Origin of the sequence: Streptomyces virginiae (assembly GCF_041432505.1) — a bacterium.
GTDB lineage: Bacteria > Actinomycetota > Actinomycetes > Streptomycetales > Streptomycetaceae > Streptomyces > Streptomyces virginiae_A.
The window spans coordinates 349,354-365,812 of record NZ_CP107871.1 but is presented as its reverse complement, the minus strand read 5'-3'; the positions used below and the strand labels follow the sequence as shown (position 1 = coordinate 365,812).

The following is a 16,459-nucleotide window of genomic DNA, read 5'->3' as shown; positions in this document are numbered from 1 at the left end:
CGGCGGACCGAACTGCTCCGTCGAATTCCGAAGCGGGAACGAGGACATCATGATTCTTGTCGGGCTTATTCTATTGATCGTGGGATTCCTCACCGGGATCTCCATCCTGTGGACCATCGGGATCATCCTGCTCGTGGTGGGCGCGGTGCTGTGGATCCTGGGCTCCGTCGGGCACGCGGTCGGCGGTCGTCGCCACTATTACTAGCCCGTCGGTCCTACTCCGTACGCGTGTCGCCGGGGCATGAACCATGGCCCCCGGAATTCCGGTCGGATGAGACAGCCGGGTGAAAGACAAACGTCGTCCCCTTTCGTTCCGAACCCCAGGGAGTGATCAGCCGTGTCGGACAAGGAGAAGAGCCGCGCCAAGGCCGAGCAGGCCAAGGGAAAGCTCAAGGAAACGGCAGGCCGTGCGGTGGGCAACGAGCGCCTGACCACGGAAGGCCGGGCCGAAAAGGCCAAGGGTGACGCCCGTCAGGCCAAGGAGAAGATGAAGGATGTCTTCAAGCGCTGACGCGCACCGGTGTTTCCGCCGAGGTCCCGCACCCGTCACGGGTGCGGGACCTCGGCGTATGACGGCGGCCTCGTCCGCGGCGGCGGATGCACGGAACCGCGATACGTGTGAACGTGAGACGGCAAGGTTTCCGCGGGTGCGCGCCGCATCGAGGCGCTCACCGCGCACGCGGCCACCTGCATCGATCTGAACCCGGGAGCGATGGGCGGCGGCGGAATGCGAAGCGTGGGCGTGGAGGAAGAGCTGTTGCTGGTCGACTCCGGCACCGGTGAGCCGCTGGCCGTGTCCGGGGCGGTCCTGGCGGCGGCGGACCACTGCACGGGGGCGTGCTCCAAGGGCGGGGGAGTGAAGGAACACGTCTTCGAGAAGGAGCTCCAGAGGGAGCAGGTGGAGTTCGGCACCAAGCCGGTGACGGAGATGGGCGAACTCCAGGAGGAGATCGTCCGGTGGCGCGCGGAGGCGGCCCGGCACGCCGCGTCCGCCGGGGCCCTCGTGGCCGCCCTCGGCACCTCACCCCTGCCCGTGCGGCCCTCGCGCAACGCCGGACCACGGTACGAGTGGATCGCCGAGCAGTTCGGCCTGACCGCGCAGGAGCAGCTGACCTGCGGATGCCACGTCCACGTCTCGGTCGAGTCGGACGAGGAGGGCGTGGCCGTACTGGACCGGATCCGCCCCTGGCTCCCCGTGCTGATCGCGATGAGCGCGAACTCTCCGTTCTGGCAGGGCACGGACAGCGGGTACGGAAGCTACCGGAGCCGGGTGTGGAACCGCTTGCCCTCGGCCGGGCCGGTGGACGTCTTCGGCTCCGCCGACCGCTACCACGAGCAGGTCCGCGCGATGGTGGACACCGGCGTGCTGCACGACGAAAGAATGATCTACTTCGACGCCCGACTGTCGGCCTCCTACCCCACGGTGGAGATCCGGGTCGCGGACGTGTGCCTGGCGGCCGGGACCACCGTGCTCGTGGCCGCCCTCGTCCGCGCGCTGGTCGAGACGGCAGCCCGGGCATGGCGGGCCGGGGAGCCACCGGCCCGGGTCGACACGGGCCTGCTGCGGCTGGCCGGCTGGCGGGCCGGGAGGTCAGGGCTGGACGGTCCGCTGCTGCACCCCCTGACGATGCGCGAGACCGCTCCCGTCGCCGCCGTACGGGCCCTCCACGAGCACGTGCGCCAGGCGCTCGTCGATCACGGCGACGACGAGCGGGTGAGTGCGGAGATCACCACGCTGCTGGAACGGGGCAACGGAGCCCGGGTCCAACGCGCGCTGCTGAGCGAGCGAGGCGATCTCGCCGCCGTGGTCCTCGCCTGCGCGGACATCACCACGGCCACGCCCGCCTTCTGAGGCCGTCGAGCCGGGCGGCCGGCCGCCCGGCTCGGCTCCCGGCCGAACGGTCAGCTCTCCGCCGTGTAGCGGACGCGGGCCCACAGGGGCAGGACGAACCAGCACAGGAGGTACCAGGCCAGGACTCCCGCGACCAGCCACGGCACGACGGCGTTGTGCGTGGCGACCCGCAGTACGAGGAGGAGGGCCGACGTGCAGGTGGCCAGGAGCAGGATCAGGCCGGTGAACGTCAGCCGCGAGGCCCACGCCACCGCCTCGGGTTTGATCTGGCGGCCCGAGACGATGCGGTGGAAGGAGACGGGCCCGATCAGCGCGCCCGTCGCCAGAGCGCCCAGCAGAACGGTCACTATGTAGATCACCTTGTCGGTCTGGGGCAGACCCTGGAAATGTGGGGTGAAGGCGACGGTCAGCAGGAACCCGAAGAGGATCTGCACGCCCGTCTGCGCGACGCGGATCTCCTGGATCAGCTCCTGCCACTGCCGGTCCGCCCGCTCCTCCACGCTTTCGCTCCGCCCGTCCCGGGCCTGCTGCGCCATGACGCCTCCCTGTGTATACGAGTGTCCGCCGGGGCCGTCGCGCGTGCGCGCGGAAGGCCCCCTTTACATGCCTCCAGGCGACCGGGCTGCCGTGGCGCACCGTCAGCGGGGCACGCGTACACAGCCGTCCACCGGGTAAGCGCGCCCGCATGACATGGAGGCGTGCCCTGCGGCGTGGTGAGGCGTCCGAGAAGATCGAGACGTCCGAGAAGACCGAGAAGACCGAGGGAACCGAGAGGCGGCCCGAGGCGATCGAGAGAACCGAGAAATCCGAAGGTTCCGGGGGCGCGGCCCTGGTGGCCGACAGGCGGCGACGCCCTCCGGCACACCCGGCCGTCCGGGTGCTCGCCATGGTGATCGCCTTCGTCGGGACCGTCCTGTTCGGCGTGGTCCTGGCCCAGCTGACGCTGGAACCGTCCGCCGCCTCGGCGGCCCTGGTCCACAGCAATGTCCGACCCGGCCATTCGATCAGCGCCTATCTGGAGGGGACGTCCACGATCGAGGCGGTGCGCCAGCTGGGCGGGAACGTGCTGATGGGGGTGCCGTTCGGGGTGCTCCTGCCGGTCCTGCTGCCCCCGGCCCGCGGACTCCTGCGGGTCGCCGTCGTGACCGTCGCCCTGATGACCCTGGTGGAGCTCACCCAGGGAGCGCTGGTCACCGGCCGCGTTTTCGACATCGACGACGTCATCCTCAACACGACCGGAGCGCTCCTCGGATACCTGTTCATCGGCCTGCGGCTGGGGCGGGCCGTACACCCGCGCCGCAGGCACTGGTGGCAGCGCTGACGCCTGGGGCGTCTCTTCCGGCTCCTGCCTGACCCGCAAGAGCCGCAAGATCCGGAAGAGGCGCCCCGGGCGGCCCGCCCAGGCCGGGATCAGACCTCGCGCCATCGGGCCATCGCCCAGGAGAAGGCCCCGAAGAGCATCAGCCCCAGAGCGACCGCCACCAGCAGCCACGGTCCCGCCGGCGTCAGGGTGAACGACCTCAGGGTGTCGTCCATGCCCTTCGCCTGCGCCGGGTCGTAGCGCACCGCCGCGTACACGACGAAGCCGCCGGCCGCCGCGAACAGGACACCCCGGGCCAGGCCGCCGCCCACCCCGAGGAAATCGACGGCCTTGCGCCACCGTGCCGAGACCCCGCCCATGGCGAGATGCTTGCGGAAGCGCCGCCGCGCCGCCTGCACGCCGATGACCACGCCCGCGACGGCGATCCCGAGCCCGGCCGCACCCACCAGCCACCGGCCGGCGGGCAGCTCCATCGCCCGCGCCGTCAGATCGCGGGACTGCTGATCTCCGGAGCGGCCGCCCCCGCCCGCCGCGAACGACAGGACGGAAAAGGCGACCGCCGCGTAGAAGACGGTCCGGCCCGCCGACGCCAGCCGCTTCACCGGCTTCCCGCCGTCGGGCCCGGCCGCGCCGAACACCGCCTCCGACAGGCGCCACAACATCATGCCGACGAGCCCGATGCCCACGGCCCAGACGAGGACGCCACCGTAGGGCTTTCCCATGAGCTCCTGGAGGGCGCCCTGACGGTCGGCCTCCTTGCCCCCGGAATCACCGAAGGCCACGCGCAGGGCCAGCAGCCCGATCAGTGCGTACAACACGCCACGGGCCACCAGCCCGCAGCGCGCCGTGACCTCCCGGCCGGCGCCGCCGCGGGACGCGGCCCGGACACCTCTGCTCGCGCGACCCTTGACCATCGCGATCAGACCTCGCCCCGCCAGGCGCCCGTCTCGCTTTCGCGGGACTCGATGAACAGCTTGAACCGCTTCAGATCGCCGGCAACCTGCCGTTTGACGAAGCCGAGCTTGTCGGCGGCGCTCTCGGCCAGGCCCTCGGGCACCCAGTTCATGTGCAGGACCACCTTGGTGGTGGTCGCGTCGATCGGCTGGAAGGTCACCAGCCCGGCCTGGCGCGTCTCCCCGTCCACCGTCATCCACGCGACGCGGCGGTCCGGGAGCTGCTCGGTGATCTGTGCGTCGAACTCACGCTGCACACCGTTCACGTTCGTCACCCAGTGGGTGAGGGTGTCCGTGCGCTGGTGGATCCGTTCGACCCCCTCCATGAAGACGGGGAACTCCTCGAACTGTGTCCACTGGTTGTAGGCCGTCCGTACCGGAACGTTGACCTCGACGTACTCCTCGACGTGCGACATGTGTATCCCTTCGGTGTCGTAGGCGGCTCCACCCCGCATCCCGCGAAGCGGTCACCGCTGTCAGGACCCTTCAGGGCCCGGCTACCCGACCCCGAGCGGTGCATGCGCCACGCCGGTCCGCCTCATGTCCGCCTCATTCCGACCGTACGGCCGGCGGCGCCACGCACCTCGCGGTGCACGTACTGGATCGGGACCGGTGTGGGGCGGCGGAGCTGTTCGGTGGCGAGACCGGCGACCAGGTGGACAAGTTCGCACGGGTCGACCGGCGGCCCAGCGCCGACGGCAGTCCGCTGTTGACCGAAGCGTGCGCGTGGTTCGTCGGCCGGATCGAGACGCGGATCGACGCAGGTGACCACGTGGGCTTCCTGCCGGCGCCCACCGAGGTCTCCCCACCGGTGCGGACCACCCCCGCGCTGCTGCGGTACGACGATGTCAAGGAGATCGACCCCGGGAAGCCGGCCTGACCCCGTCGCGTGCGCGCCGGGTCGTCCCGGCCGCACACGAAAAGACCGCGGCCGCACGCGGAGCCCGGGGGGACGGGACACCTGCGTGCGGCCACGGATCTCGGCGGGTCGCCGCCCCGCTCGAAACGGCGACTCGCCGACACTCACGCGTCTGGCCCCGAATCGACGGCTCAAACAGAACGAAGGAAAAGAATTCCTGCCGCGTCGCCGTCCGGTCCGACACCTACCGGTGCCGGGCCAGGCTGTGGAGCAGGACGAGGAGAGCGAACGCGATGACGGCCAGATGGAGCCAGGCCGGGCCGGGCGCCGGGGTCAGGGCCAGGGAGTCGAGCGCGTGGGATGTCATACCGCGCGCCTGCCCCCGCCGCGCGGAACGAAGCTCCCGTACGGGGACGGGCACGGGGACGGCTACGAGTGCGGTGGCGGTACCGGGGTACGGGACGGCCCGGCCCCGCCCCTTCACATGCCCGCGGACCTGCCCGAGGTCAGCCGCGAGGCCTCGATCTCGGCCCAGACGGCCTTGCCGTTCTCATGGACGTGCGTGCCCCATCGATCGGAGACGCGCTCCACGATGTAGAGGCCGTGGCCGCCCGGGAGGCCACGCTGCGGGGACGGGTGCCGACGGGGCGGTGTCGTCGTGCCGTCGAAGACCTCGACCCGCAGGACCTCACCGGCCGAGAGCGCGAGCTCGATGCAACCACCCGCGTGCAGGGTCGCATTGGTCAGCAGCTCGGACACGAGCAGCAGGGCGTCTTCGGACGTCTCGGTCCCGCTCCAGCCCCAGTCGAGCAGGGCCTGGCGCGCGAAGTCGCGGCCCTTGGCCACGGGTCCGCGTACGCCGGCCAGGGCGAGCCGACGGCGCTGCCCCGCGACGGAAAGTCCGGCAGGCTTTCGATCGCCGGCTTCCGGCCCGATCGTTTCCACTGTGGTCTCTCACCCCCACCATTGACATTGGTCTCTGTTCGCGGGAACGAACAGGCCCCGTGGGGCCGAGGACATCCGAGTGTGCGAGGGACAGTCTAAGGGGACGCCGGTCGCTCAGGAGGCTGCCATGTGCAGTCTCAGCGTGAGGCCGCTGTCCGAGGCCCGGATCTCCACCAAGTCGCACAGTTGGTGGATCATCCACAGGCCGCGCCCGCCGTCGACCGAGGCCAGCGCGGGGCGCCGGCGCCCAGCCAACGGGTCGGCGAGGTGACCGCCGTCGCGGATCTCGGCCACGACCCCGGACGGCGCGCCCACCCCCGCACCCGCACCGGCTTCGGCGGTGCTCCACATCCGGAGGGCGCCGCTCCCGCCGCCGTGGGCGAGGGAGTTGGCGGCGGCCTCGCTGACCGCCAGGACGAGGTCGCCGCGCCGCGCCACGCTCAGGTCCGTGCCGCGGACCCAGGCCTCGGCGAAGGCGCGTACGTCGCCCAGCTCCCCGCGGGTGTACGCGAGCCAGGGCGTACCGCCGTCGGGTTCGGGCAGCGGGTCGTCGCAGTCGGCGCACACCGACGAGGCGTCCGCGTACTCCGGGCTGAGCAGGGACTTGTCGTCCTCCAGCAGCGTGGGATGCGTACGCCGGGCATCGGACACCACCTCGGCCGGCAGGCCGAGGACGTCGTACGGGCACAGGACGGTGGCCCGCCGGCCCGCGAAGGCGGTGTTGATCAGCGCCTCGTGACGGGTGGCCTCCAGCACCTCGGCCCGTGAGCGCCCGGGCCAGATCGGCTCGCCCACGATCCGGGCCGGCCGGCCCTCGTGCCGGTCGGCGAAATCCTGCAGGGCGGCCAGGATGCGGCCGGGATTGCGGCCCAGGTCCGTCATGTCCGTCCAGGTGACCCCGGTCGTGTCGCCACCGAGGTCCTCGCGCAGGGCGTCCAGCCGCGGACCGGGTACGGCCACGAGCACCGGCTCGTCGGCCGTGAGGGCGGTACGGACGAACCCTCCCACCCCTGCCAGGTAGTCCGCCTGCCCCCGGTAGAAGAGGGCGGGGTGGACGAAGGCCTCGGAGGCGCCGGACGCAGGAAGAGTGATCATGCGGCGACCTCCAGCGCGGCACATTCGTCCGGGAACAACTCCACGAGCTTGCGGAGCGAGTATGGCGGGTGGTGGAGCAGCAGACGACGCCCCTGGCCGGTGACGGTGGCGTTGGCCCGCACCAGGGCGGCGACGGCGGCCGGGTCGAGGAAGCCCACGGCGGACAGGTCGAGGTGGACGACCGGTCCGGGAATCCGGATGACGACGCCGAGCGCCGCCCACAGGATCGGCCGGGTGTCGAGGTCGCAGCTGCCCGTCAGCAGCGCACCGGGACGGTCGCGCAGCGGCTGGGCGGTCAGCGTGGCGACCGTACCCGTCCGGACGTGCGCGCACCGTACGACCGCGTCCGCCCACATCGCGTCGTCGTACAGCGCCTGAGCGCCGACGGACGGGAAGGGTGGGATGGAAGGGACGGGTGGGACGGGCGGCACAGGTCCGTCGTGCCGATGGGGTGAGGGCATGCCCGCTGCCTACACCGACAGCATTCCGGCGCGCAGCCGGGTCAGGGTCCGGGAGAGCAGACGCGAGACCTGCATCTGGGAGATACCCAGCTCCGCGCCGATCTCCGCCTGCGTCCTGTCCTCGCCGAAGCGCAGCCGCAGGATCCGCCGATCGCGCTCGTCCAACTGCTCCAGCAGGGGCGCGAGGGTGTGGAACTCCTCGAAGAGCTCCATGGCGGGGTCGACCTCACCGAGCCGGTCCGCCAGCGGACGGGTCGTCCGGCTCGTCGTCGTCGACGGCTCGTCGCCCTCGGCACTGGTGTCCAGGGAGCCGCTCGTGTAGCCGTTCGCGGCGACCAGCCCCTCGATGACCTCGTCCTCGGTCAGTTCGAGGTGCTGGGCGACCTCCTTGACCGTGGGGGACCGGCCGAGGACATCGGTCAGCGACTCCTGGGCCTTGGCGAGCTCCGTACGGCGTTCCTGCAGACGACGCGGGACGTGTACCGCCCAGGTGGTGTCACGGAAGTACCGCTTGATCTCACCCGTGATGTACGGGAGGGCGAGAGTGGAGAACTCCACCTCGCGCTCGGGATCGTAGCGGTCGATGGCCTTGATGAGGCCGATGGTCCCCACCTGGATGATGTCGTCCATGTCCAGCCCCCCGCCCAGCACGCGGGCGCGGAAGCGCCGTGCAGCGAACTGAACGAGAGACAGGTTCATCTCGATCAGGGTGTTGCGGGCGTACTGGTACTCGCGCGTGCCCTCCTCCAGGACGGCGAGCCTAAGGAAGAACTGCTTCGAGAGCTCACGCGCGTCGGAAGGCGCCATCTCCCGGGCGTTCTTCACCTCGGGCAGCTCCACGTCCCGCTGTGGGACGGCCACGCCGCCGGGCACAGCGGGCGCAGCGGGTGTCACGTGCGCGTCTGTTGCACGAATGGGGCTAGTGACGGTGGCCGAGCGAGACATGATGGCCGTTCCCTCCCGATTGACTGACGGCTGCTCGGGCGCTTGTGCCCCGACTTCGATCCCTTACTCGCTCTGAGCGAAAACTTTTTTCGCGGCCGCTGCCGATGAGGTGGCGGCCGACCTCCGGGCGCGTGTGCCGCGGCCCTTGGGGCCTCGATCGGTCGAGGAGCAGGCATACTCCCTTGCGGAAGCCGTACAGGTGACGATGGTGACGATCCGGGGAGGCGGACATGACCGGAGCAGGGGACACGTACAACGAAGGCGTCGTCGGCAACGGCTACCTGGCCGGGGCCGGGTGGGTGGTGGCGGCGCACGGAGAGCTGGACCAGGACACGCTCGCCCCGCTCGAGGAGGCGCTCGCCGCTGCCGCGGATCAGCACCGGATGGTGGTCCTGGACGCGGGCTCCATCACCTTCGGCGACTCCTCCTTCCTGAACCTGCTGCTGCGGCTGCACCGCCTCACCACGCTGCGCATCGCCGCCCCCGGCGAGCAACTCCGGCGTCTCTTCGCCCTGACGGGCGCCGACACGGTCCTCTCCCTGCACCCGAGCGTCGAGGACGCCGTCGACGGGTCCTGACCGACGGCCCGCACCGCCCGGCCCCCACCCACCCACCTACTCCCTGCCTCGTCCTCGTCCGCCGTGCCTCCGCACGGCCTTCGGTCACCGTGCCCGGGTGACCGATCGACCGGGTGATCGCGTATGCCGCCTTCGGCGATAACCTTCATCACCGGTCGTGCGACCACGACGGATCCCCACCTCGGCCGGTCCGAGGGATCCGGCGCGCAGCCGTGTCACGTCCTGTCCCGTGCGCCGGCACGGTCGTTGTCTAGAGTGAGGTTGGCGGATGGCTGAGCGGGCGGGTACGGAGGCACCGGGCAGGTCATCGGCGCTCCCGGGCGAGGACAGGATCGGCGAATCGGAACTGCGCCAGCTGCTGGCCGGCCTGACGGCCGTACGGGACGGGGACTTCCGTACCAGGCTGCCGGACACGGCGGACGGGCTGCTCGGCGAGATCGCCACCGTGTTCAACGGGATGGCCGACCAACTGTCACTGTTCACGTCCGAGGTGACGCGGGTGGCCCGCGAGGTGGGCACCGAGGGAACCCTCGGCGGGCAGGCGGACGTACCCGGAGTGGGGGGCGCCTGGTTGGACCTCACGGATTCGGTCAACTTCATGGCCGGAAACCTCACGGCCCAGGTGCGCTCCATCGCCCAGGTCGCCACGGCCGTGGCCAAGGGCGACCTCTCGCAGAAGATCAACGTCACCGCGCGCGGGGAGATCCTGGAGCTGAAGGAGACCATCAACACGATGGTCGACCAGCTGTCCGCCTTCGCCGGCGAGGTCACCCGGGTCGCCCGCGAGGTCGGCACCGAGGGCCGGCTCGGCGGTCAGGCGGACGTCAAGGGCGTCTCCGGTACCTGGAAGGACCTGACGGAGTCGGTCAACGTCATGGCCGACAACCTGACCGCCCAGGTGCGCTCGATCGCCGAGGTCACCACCGCGGTGGCCCAGGGCGATCTGACACAGAAGATCCGGGTGGACGCCCGCGGGGAGATCCTGGAGCTGAAGGAGACCATCAACACGATGGTCGACCAGCTCTCCGCGTTCGCCGACGAGGTGACGCGGGTGTCCCGCGAGGTCGGTACCGAGGGCAATCTGGGTGGCCAGGCCACGGTGCGCGGGGTGTCGGGCACCTGGAAGGACCTCACCGACAACGTCAACGTCATGGCGTCCAACCTGACCGGCCAGGTGCGTTCCATCGCCCAGGTGGCCACCGCCGTCGCCCGCGGCGACCTCTCGCAGAAGATCATGGTCGAGGCGAAGGGCGAGGTCGCCGCGCTGGCCGGCGTCATCAACACGATGGTCGACACGCTGTCCGCGTTCGCCGACGAGGTGACACGGGTGGCCCGGGAGGTCGGCACCGAGGGCCGGCTCGGCGGCCAGGCGCAGGTTCCCCACGTCGCGGGTACCTGGAAGGACCTGACCGACAACGTCAACTCCATGGCGAACAACCTCACCGGCCAGGTCCGCAACATCGCCCTCGTCACGACGGCCGTCGCCAACGGTGACCTGTCCAAGAAGATCGACGTGGACGCGCGGGGCGAGATCCTGGAGCTGAAGACCACCATCAACACGATGGTCGACCAGCTGTCCTCCTTCGCGGCCGAGGTCACCCGCGTGGCCCGCGAGGTCGGCAGCGAGGGCAGACTGGGCGGCCAGGCCGAGGTCGAGGGCGTCTCCGGCACGTGGAAGCGGCTCACCGAGAACGTCAACGAGCTGGCCGGCAATCTCACCCGCCAGGTCCGGGCCATCGCCGAGGTCGCCAGCGCGGTCGCCGAGGGCGACCTGACCCGCTCGATCACCGTCGACGCCTCGGGAGAGGTGGCCGAGCTCAAGGACAACATCAACTCCATGGTCGGTTCGCTGCGGGAGAGCACCCGGGCCAACCAGGAGCAGGACTGGCTCAAGTCCAACCTGGCCCGCATCTCCGGCCTGATGCAGGGCCACCGCGACCTCGCCGCCGTCGCGGAACTCGTCATGGACGAACTGACCCCGCTCGTCGCCGCCCAGTACGGGGCCTTCTACCTCGCCGAGGACGGCCCCGGCGGCCCCCGACTCATCCTGGTCGGCTCCTACGGCCGCCCCGCCGGCTCCGGCGAGGGCATCGGTTTCGCCTTCGGGGAATCGCTCGTCGGACAGGCCGCGCGCAGCCACCGGATCATCGTCACCGACCAGGTCCCCAGCGGCTACGTCATCTCCTCGGGGCTCGGTCACACCACCCCGGGCAGCCTGATCATCCTGCCGATCGTCGTGGAGGACCAGGTCCTCGGCGTGATCGAGCTCGCCTCCTTCTCCGCCTTCACCCCCGTACACCAGGACTTCCTCGGCCAGTTGATGGAGACCATCGGCGTCAACCTCAACACCATCGTCGCCAACGCCCGTACCGACGAACTCCTGGAGGAGTCCCAGCGGCTGACCGGGGAACTCCAGGCACGTTCGGAGGAACTGCAGGTCCAGCAGGTGGAACTGCAGCGTTCCAACGCGGAGCTGGAGGAGAAGGCGGCCCTCCTCGCCAGCCAGAACAGCGACATCGAGGCCAAGAACCTGGAGATCGAACAGGCCCGGCAGGAACTGGAGGACCGAGCCCGGCAGCTGTCGCGCGCCTCCACCTACAAGTCCGAGTTCCTGGCCAACATGAGCCACGAGCTGCGGACACCGCTCAACAGCCTCCTGATCCTCGCCCAACTGCTGGCCCAGAACCCGACGCGCAACCTCTCCCCGAAGCAGGTCGAGTACGCGGGCATCATCCACTCGGCGGGCTCCGACCTGCTGCAACTGATCAACGACATCCTCGACCTCTCGAAGGTCGAGGCGGGGAAGATGGACGTCAACCCCGAGCGGGTGGACCTGCCGCAGCTGCTGGAGTACGTCGACGCCACCTTCCGGCCGCTGACCACGCAGAAGAGCCTCGACTTCACCGTCACCACCGCCCCCGACGCCCCGGCCGACCTGCTCACCGACGACGCCCGGCTGCGCCAGATCCTGCGCAACCTGATCTCCAACGCGGTCAAGTTCACCGAGCGCGGCGGTGTCGAGCTCCGGATCGAACCCGCCGCGGCCCCCGAGGTCCCCGCCGGGCTCCCCGGCCGCGCGCCCATGCTCGCCTTCCGGGTACGGGACACCGGCATCGGCATCCCGGAACAGCAGCTGGAATCCGTCTTCGGCGCCTTCCAGCAGGCCGACGGCACCACCAGCCGCAAGTACGGCGGCACCGGGCTCGGGCTCTCCATCAGCCGCGAGATCGCCCAACTCCTCGGCGGTGCCGTCACCGCCGAGAGCACACCGGGGCAGGGCAGCACCTTCACCCTCTTCCTGCCGGTCAGCCGGGCGGACTACGAGGAGGAGCCCGTCCCCGAGGCCTCCTCCGCGGCGGCCCGGCCCACGGCCACCGCCGGACGCCCCGTACCGGCCGGCGCCGCCGGCACGACCGCTCCCGTCCCGCCGCAGCGGAGGGCCCGACGTCTCCTGGTGATCGAGGAGCGCCCCAACGGCCTGCTCTCCCTCGTCGCCGAGAGCGCCGACCGGGACCTCACCCCCGACCACCGGCCGTCCGGTGACCACCACGAGGGCGTCCAGGTGGTCAACGCCACGAGCTCGCGGGAAGCCGCCGCGGCCCTGGCCTCGCATTCCTTCCACTGCGTCGTCCTCGAACTCGACATGCCCGGCGGCGAGGCGCTGCGCTTCCTCGACGCGCTCGACGGAGACCCGGCGCTCTCCTCCCTCCCGGTCCTCGCGCACAACAACCCCCGCCTGAAGAGCGGACAGGAACGGGCGGTGCGGGACCGGGCCGCGTCACGCCGGCTGGAACTGCTGTCGAGCCTGGACGAGCTACGGGAACGCATCGTGCTGCACCTGTCCGCCGAGCGACCGGGGGACGTACTGCCGCTCGTCCACGCGGAGACCCAGGACCGGCAGAGTGCCCCTCCGCTCGACGACGACCTGGCCGGACGCACCGTCCTCGTCGTCGACGACGACGCGCGCAACCTGTACGCCCTCAGCGGCGTGCTGGAACTGCACGGTGTGCGCGTGCTCCACGCGGAGGACGGCCGCAAGGGAATCGACACGCTCGTCCGCAACGAAGGCGTCGACCTGATCCTGATGGACGTGATGATGCCCGAACTGGACGGCTACGCGGCGACCGCCGAGATCCGACGGATGCCGGCCTACGCGGGGCTGCCCATCATCGCGGTCACCGCCAAGGCGATGCCCGGCGACCGGGAGAAGAGTCTCGCCGCGGGGGCCAGTGACTACGTGACCAAGCCCGTCGACGCCGACGACCTCATCTCCCGCGTCCGGCACTGGCTCATCGGATGACCCCCGACACCCAGCGGCCCGACGACGACACCCGACGGCCCGACGACATCCGACAGCTCGACGACATCCGACAGCTCGACGACATCCGACAGCTCGACGACATCCGGCGGCCCGACGACGCCCGCTCGCCCGGAACGCTCGCCGAGGAGCCGCCGCGCAACACCGTCCCCCACCAGGCGCCGACCCCCCTCGGGCGCCTGGTCGCCACCGTCGAACGGCTCCGCCGCGAGGTACGGGAGGCACACGCCGCCGCGGACGGCAGGGCACTGGTCGAACTGGCCAAGGGCATCCTCATCGGACAGCTCAGCTGCACCCCCGCCGCGGCGGCACGCCAGCTCGACGAGCTGTCCCGCGAGACCGGGCTGTCCCACCTGGAACTCGCCGCCGACATCGTCAACCAGGCCTCCCGCGACCACGTCAGTGAGGTCGCCGCCGCGTTCGCCCGGCGCACCGGAACACCGGACGCGGCCGAGCGGTCCACCTCGGTGTCGGTGCGGCTGCGTACCGCCGAGAGCGGGGTACTGGCCGCCGCCGACGACACCCAGGCAGTGGCCGAATCCCTCCTGACGAACGCCCTCGGACCCCTGGGAGCGGACGCCGTCGCCGTCTGGCGCGCGGCCCCCGACGGCTCGCTGGCCCTCGCCGGCCACGCCGGCTTCCCGCCCGGCGAAGCCGCGCGCTGGCGCCACGTCCCCCCGGGCGTCTCCACCGTCGCCCGCCTCGCGCTGCGCGAACGCCGACTGGTCACCCTCGCCCGGATCCAGCACGACGGACCTCCCTCGATCGGCCACATCCAGCGGCCCGACGGCGGGCGGATGGCCGTACCGGCCGGGACCGGCGGACGGATCCACGGCGTCCTCGAAATCTGCTGGCCACAGCCGCTCGCGCCACAACCCCCGCAGATCGAGCGCCAGGTCGAGGCCCTCGCCGAACTCTGCGCCCGCACCATGGACGCCGCGACCCCGGCCGACCCCGGCGCCCTCGACGCGGTGCTCCCGGACGTCGCGGAGCTGATCGACCTCTCCGAAGGCCTGCACGACCCCGCCGTCGTCCTCACCCCGGTACTCGATCACGACGGCCGGCTCACCGACTTCCGCATCCGCCACGCCAGCAGCCGGTTCGTCGACCCCGCCGGGCGGCCGCGCGGCTACGTGAACGGCGCGCGGCTGCTGGAGGCCTACCCGATGGCCGCCGGCGAGAGCGGGCTCTTCGACATCGTCGAGCGCGTGCACGCGACGGGCGAGCCCTTCCGTGCCGAACGCATGAGCCTGACCGCGCTCGTCGACCAGATCCCCCTCATCTCCGTCGCCGACATCAGCGTCAGCCGGCACGGGGCCGCCGTCCTGCTGATCTGGCGCGTCGAGGACGAGACGGCACGACTGGCCGACCTCCTCCAGCACGCCCAGCGCCTGGGACGGATCGGCGGCTTCGAGGAGAACCTCGTCACCGGAGGCATCACCTGGAACGCGCAGCTGTACGCGCTCCACGGACTGCCGACCACCGCCCCGCCCGTCCGGCTGCGGGAACTGCCCGGCTACGCCCACCCCGACGACTCCGCCGCCCTGGCCCGCTTCCTCCGGGCCGTGCTGCGCTACCGCCGGCCCGCCTCCGTCAACCTGCGCCTGCGCAGGTCCGACGGCATCACCCGGCACATCCGCGTCGTCGCCGAGCCCGTCCTCGACGCCGACCAGCGACTCCACGCCGTCCGGGGCGCCTACCAGGACATCTCCGCTCAGCACTGGACCGAGGTCGCCCTGGCCGCGACCCGCGATCAACTCGCGCACACCGAGGCCGAGTCCGCCGAACGCAACCGGCTCGCCCTGCAACTCCAGCACGCGATCATGCCGCCCACCCCGCCGGCCATCGAAGCCCCCGGCGTGCGCGTCGCCGTCCGCTACCGACCCGCCGAGACCGAATCGCTCGTCGGCGGAGACTGGTACGACACGGTGGTCCTGCCCTCCGGGCTGGTCATGCTCTCCGTGGGCGACGTCGCCGGACACGGCATCGAAGCGGCCACCGGCATGGTCGTCCTGCGCAACGCGCTGCGCGGCCTCGCCGTGACCGGAGCGGGCCCCGCCCAGCTGCTGTCCTGGCTCAACACGGTCACCCACCATCTCGCCAAGCACGTGACGGCCACCGCGGTCTGCGGGATCTTCGACCCCAGCACCCGGGTGATGCGCTGGGCGCGCGCCGGGCACCTGCCGCCCGTACTCGTCCGCGCCGGCGAGGCGGAAGCCTTCCCGCTCATCGAGGGCCTGTTGCTCGGCGCGCTCCCCGAGGTGACGTACGCCGAGCGGGAGGTGCGGCTCGAACAGGACGACACCCTGCTGATGTACACCGACGGACTGGTGGAGCGCCGGGACTCCTCGGTGCAGGACTCGCTCGGCCACCTCATGAACGCGGCGGCCGCCGGCGCCGGAGACCTGGACCGCCAGTTGGACCGCCTCCTCGCCGAGAGCCGCTCCGACACGGACGACGACACCTGCGTCATCGGGATCCAGGTCGGCTGACGCGGCACGGCGACGCCGTAGACTCGGCCCGTGATCACCCATCGCCTCGTCCGGACCTGGGAGGTCCTCCCCGGCGAGGGGTACGCGACCGCCTGGGCCGAGCTCACGGGGCGCCGGCTCGGCGCACGCGGGCGGGCCGTCGCTCTGGTCCCCGAGCCGTACTGGTTGACGTACACGCTGGAGACCGGCGAGGACTACGTGACCTCGCGCCTGCACGTCACCGTGGATTCGGGGGGCGCGGGGGACGCGACGACCCGCAGTCTCGACCTCCGCAACGACGGGGGCCGCTGGACCGTGGACGGGACGCACCGCCCCGACCTCGACGGCGCCCTCGACTGCGACCTGGGGCTGTGCCCGCTCACCAACACGATGCCCGTCCTGCGCCACGACCTGCACCGAAGGCCGGACGGGGGACCGCACGACTTCCTCATGGCCTGGGTGTCGGTACCCGATCTGGCGGTCAGCGCGAACCGGCAGACGTACACGCCCCTCGCGCCCGCCGGGAACGTCGCGCGGGTCCGCTACTCGTCCGGCGACTTCCACAGCGACATCGAGTTCGACGAGCGGGGACTGGTCCTCGACTACCCCGAACTGGCGACCGCGCTCACCCGTTGACGCGTACGGCTTCCGGCCCCTGGGG

17 protein-coding genes are annotated in these 16,459 nt (G+C 71.3%); 9 read left to right on the top strand and 8 right to left on the bottom strand.

Going from position 1 to position 16,459, the window contains the following annotated elements:
- The first annotated feature begins 49 nt into the window (after nucleotides 1–49).
- The 3 genes from OG624_RS01735 (at nucleotide 50) to OG624_RS01725 (ending at nucleotide 1,852) form a co-directional block, all read left to right on the top strand.
- Nucleotides 50–205, top strand: coding sequence for a DUF6131 family protein (locus OG624_RS01735; protein ID WP_237545304.1), 156 nt, complete (start codon nucleotides 50–52; stop codon nucleotides 203–205).
- 132 nt (nucleotides 206–337) lie between these two features.
- Nucleotides 338–511: a CsbD family protein gene (locus OG624_RS01730; protein ID WP_078909548.1), complete on the top strand. Its 174-nt coding sequence runs from the start codon at nucleotides 338–340 to the stop codon at nucleotides 509–511.
- 216 nt (nucleotides 512–727) lie between these two features.
- The gene (locus tag OG624_RS01725; protein WP_371638928.1) at nucleotides 728–1,852 is read left to right on the top strand and encodes a glutamate--cysteine ligase; all 1,125 of its coding nucleotides are present in this window, start codon (nucleotides 728–730) and stop codon (nucleotides 1,850–1,852) included.
- A gap of 50 nt (nucleotides 1,853–1,902) precedes the next feature.
- Here OG624_RS01725 and OG624_RS01720 read toward each other — a convergent pair whose 3' ends face one another.
- Entirely contained in the window at nucleotides 1,903–2,388 is a 486-nt protein-coding gene (locus OG624_RS01720; protein ID WP_033224248.1) for a DUF6328 family protein, read from the bottom strand.
- A gap of 149 nt (nucleotides 2,389–2,537) precedes the next feature.
- Here OG624_RS01720 and OG624_RS01715 point away from each other — a divergent pair, with 149 nt between their 5' ends.
- On the top strand, nucleotides 2,538–3,173 hold the full coding sequence (locus OG624_RS01715; RefSeq protein ID WP_266356061.1) for a VanZ family protein: 636 nt from the start codon (nucleotides 2,538–2,540) through the stop codon (nucleotides 3,171–3,173).
- A gap of 89 nt (nucleotides 3,174–3,262) precedes the next feature.
- Here OG624_RS01715 and OG624_RS01710 read toward each other — a convergent pair whose 3' ends face one another.
- Both OG624_RS01710 and OG624_RS01705 read right to left on the bottom strand, forming a co-directional pair.
- Complete coding sequence (locus OG624_RS01710; RefSeq protein ID WP_033224249.1) at nucleotides 3,263–4,087, bottom strand: DUF1206 domain-containing protein; 825 nt, start codon at nucleotides 4,085–4,087, stop codon at nucleotides 3,263–3,265.
- Between the two features lie 5 nt (nucleotides 4,088–4,092).
- Nucleotides 4,093–4,542: an SRPBCC family protein gene (locus tag OG624_RS01705; protein WP_033224339.1), complete on the bottom strand. Its 450-nt coding sequence runs from the start codon at nucleotides 4,540–4,542 to the stop codon at nucleotides 4,093–4,095.
- Between the two features lie 173 nt (nucleotides 4,543–4,715).
- Between OG624_RS01705 and OG624_RS01700 the strand changes: the two genes are divergently transcribed.
- A complete protein-coding gene (locus OG624_RS01700; RefSeq protein WP_051763629.1) occupies nucleotides 4,716–5,006 on the top strand; it encodes a flavin reductase family protein in 291 nt (96 codons plus the stop codon).
- A gap of 223 nt (nucleotides 5,007–5,229) precedes the next feature.
- Here OG624_RS01700 and OG624_RS01695 read toward each other — a convergent pair whose 3' ends face one another.
- The 5 genes from OG624_RS01695 to OG624_RS01675 all read right to left on the bottom strand — a co-directional run bounded on the left by OG624_RS01695 (nucleotide 5,230) and on the right by OG624_RS01675 (nucleotide 8,431).
- Nucleotides 5,230–5,352 carry a hypothetical protein gene (locus tag OG624_RS01695; RefSeq protein WP_266601230.1) on the bottom strand — a complete coding sequence of 41 codons (123 nt, stop codon included), beginning with the start codon at nucleotides 5,350–5,352 and terminating at the stop codon, nucleotides 5,230–5,232.
- A 113-nt stretch (nucleotides 5,353–5,465) separates the two neighbouring features.
- Nucleotides 5,466–5,930: an ATP-binding protein gene (locus OG624_RS01690; protein WP_051763630.1), complete on the bottom strand. Its 465-nt coding sequence runs from the start codon at nucleotides 5,928–5,930 to the stop codon at nucleotides 5,466–5,468.
- A 114-nt stretch (nucleotides 5,931–6,044) separates the two neighbouring features.
- Entirely contained in the window at nucleotides 6,045–7,025 is a 981-nt protein-coding gene (locus OG624_RS01685) for a sensor histidine kinase (protein WP_326746812.1), read from the bottom strand.
- Nucleotides 7,022–7,486, bottom strand: coding sequence for an STAS domain-containing protein (locus OG624_RS01680; RefSeq protein WP_078909550.1), 465 nt, complete (start codon nucleotides 7,484–7,486; stop codon nucleotides 7,022–7,024). The genes OG624_RS01685 and OG624_RS01680 overlap by 4 nt, the downstream gene beginning before the upstream one ends.
- Nucleotides 7,487–7,495: 9 nt before the next feature.
- Nucleotides 7,496–8,431 carry a SigB/SigF/SigG family RNA polymerase sigma factor gene (locus OG624_RS01675; protein ID WP_033224252.1) on the bottom strand — a complete coding sequence of 312 codons (936 nt, stop codon included), beginning with the start codon at nucleotides 8,429–8,431 and terminating at the stop codon, nucleotides 7,496–7,498.
- 230 nt (nucleotides 8,432–8,661) lie between these two features.
- On the opposite strand from OG624_RS01675, the gene OG624_RS01670 reads away from it, so the two are divergent.
- The 4 genes from OG624_RS01670 to OG624_RS01655 all read left to right on the top strand — a co-directional run bounded on the left by OG624_RS01670 (nucleotide 8,662) and on the right by OG624_RS01655 (nucleotide 16,434).
- Nucleotides 8,662–9,009 carry an STAS domain-containing protein gene (locus OG624_RS01670; RefSeq protein ID WP_033224253.1) on the top strand — a complete coding sequence of 116 codons (348 nt, stop codon included), beginning with the start codon at nucleotides 8,662–8,664 and terminating at the stop codon, nucleotides 9,007–9,009.
- A 268-nt stretch (nucleotides 9,010–9,277) separates the two neighbouring features.
- On the top strand, nucleotides 9,278–13,309 hold the full coding sequence (locus OG624_RS01665) for a HAMP domain-containing protein (protein ID WP_352165140.1): 4,032 nt from the start codon (nucleotides 9,278–9,280) through the stop codon (nucleotides 13,307–13,309).
- Nucleotides 13,306–15,819, top strand: coding sequence for a SpoIIE family protein phosphatase (locus tag OG624_RS01660; RefSeq protein ID WP_371638926.1), 2,514 nt, complete (start codon nucleotides 13,306–13,308; stop codon nucleotides 15,817–15,819). The genes OG624_RS01665 and OG624_RS01660 overlap by 4 nt, the downstream gene beginning before the upstream one ends.
- Nucleotides 15,820–15,849: 30 nt before the next feature.
- Nucleotides 15,850–16,434, top strand: a complete 585-nt coding sequence (locus tag OG624_RS01655; protein ID WP_371587037.1) for a putative glycolipid-binding domain-containing protein — start codon at nucleotides 15,850–15,852, stop codon at nucleotides 16,432–16,434.
- The last annotated feature ends 25 nt before the right edge of the window (nucleotides 16,435–16,459 follow it).

Bases quoted from the DNA above. Each gene is read 5' to 3' on its own strand.
- OG624_RS01735 (WP_237545304.1), top strand. From the start codon at position 50: ATGATTCTTGTCGGGCTTATTCTATTGATCGTGGGATTCCTCACCGGG.
- OG624_RS01725 (WP_371638928.1), top strand. From the start codon at position 728: ATGCGAAGCGTGGGCGTGGAGGAAGAGCTGTTGCTGGTCGACTCCGGC.
- OG624_RS01720 (WP_033224248.1), bottom strand. From the start codon at position 2,388: ATGGCGCAGCAGGCCCGGGACGGGCGGAGCGAAAGCGTGGAGGAGCGG.
- OG624_RS01715 (WP_266356061.1), top strand. From the start codon at position 2,538: ATGACATGGAGGCGTGCCCTGCGGCGTGGTGAGGCGTCCGAGAAGATC.
- OG624_RS01710 (WP_033224249.1), bottom strand. From the start codon at position 4,087: ATGGTCAAGGGTCGCGCGAGCAGAGGTGTCCGGGCCGCGTCCCGCGGC.
- OG624_RS01705 (WP_033224339.1), bottom strand. From the start codon at position 4,542: ATGTCGCACGTCGAGGAGTACGTCGAGGTCAACGTTCCGGTACGGACG.
- OG624_RS01695 (WP_266601230.1), bottom strand. From the start codon at position 5,352: ATGACATCCCACGCGCTCGACTCCCTGGCCCTGACCCCGGCGCCCGGC.
- OG624_RS01685 (WP_326746812.1), bottom strand. From the start codon at position 7,025: ATGATCACTCTTCCTGCGTCCGGCGCCTCCGAGGCCTTCGTCCACCCC.
- OG624_RS01680 (WP_078909550.1), bottom strand. From the start codon at position 7,486: ATGCCCTCACCCCATCGGCACGACGGACCTGTGCCGCCCGTCCCACCC.
- OG624_RS01675 (WP_033224252.1), bottom strand. From the start codon at position 8,431: ATGTCTCGCTCGGCCACCGTCACTAGCCCCATTCGTGCAACAGACGCG.
- OG624_RS01670 (WP_033224253.1), top strand. From the start codon at position 8,662: ATGACCGGAGCAGGGGACACGTACAACGAAGGCGTCGTCGGCAACGGC.
- OG624_RS01665 (WP_352165140.1), top strand. From the start codon at position 9,278: ATGGCTGAGCGGGCGGGTACGGAGGCACCGGGCAGGTCATCGGCGCTC.
- OG624_RS01660 (WP_371638926.1), top strand. From the start codon at position 13,306: ATGACCCCCGACACCCAGCGGCCCGACGACGACACCCGACGGCCCGAC.